General features: G+C 31.0%; 1 protein-coding gene. It reads right to left on the bottom strand.

Features of this window, described 5'->3' with window-relative positions; all coding sequences use genetic code 11:
* Positions 1-568 (bottom strand): hypothetical protein (locus DMC01_RS14250; protein WP_221887176.1); only part of this gene is annotated, 568 nt, incomplete at both ends.

Here is a 568-nt window from a genome sequence, read left to right as displayed (position 1 = left end):
TGGATTAAAATATTTCTATCCTTGTGTATATACTTGTTGTGTAAATTTAAAAGAGGCTTATAATACCTTTGCCTTCCCTTATTATCCTTATGTGGCTCATCCTTTATGCCTAACTCATTTAAATAAATTTGTAAAAGCTCTTTGTATTCCTTGCTTTGTGGTATTAAATACTTAGCGCTTTTATGCCAACTAAGCTTGTAACTTCCCTCTGGTATTCTTAATTCTAAATTTGGGGTGATACAGTCAGGTCCGCTTCTTTCTAAGAAGTAGTGATTATCCCATTTGGCAAAGGCTTGTAAGCTTTGACAAGTTTTGCAAGCTTGTATTGTATTATTATCTTTAACATTTATATGTTCGTTACATTTAGGGTTTTCACTGTCTTTTCTTAGTATGCGAAATTTTGACACTGTTAGCTCTAAGTCCTCATAGATCCTTGATATTTCTATGTTTATTTCTTTTTTTTCTATGAATTCTAGGTATAAGGAGTTTGGATTAAGTTCTTTTATAAAGCTTGCTAGCTTTTCTTTTGAGTTTTTGTTTAAAGATAGGGAGTTTTTTGAATTTGTTT

It is taken from the genome of Campylobacter troglodytis, assembly GCF_006864425.1.
Lineage (GTDB): Bacteria > Campylobacterota > Campylobacteria > Campylobacterales > Campylobacteraceae > Campylobacter_D > Campylobacter_D troglodytis.
The sequence above is the reverse complement of the archived record's forward strand: the minus strand, read 5'-3'. Positions and strand labels throughout refer to the sequence as shown.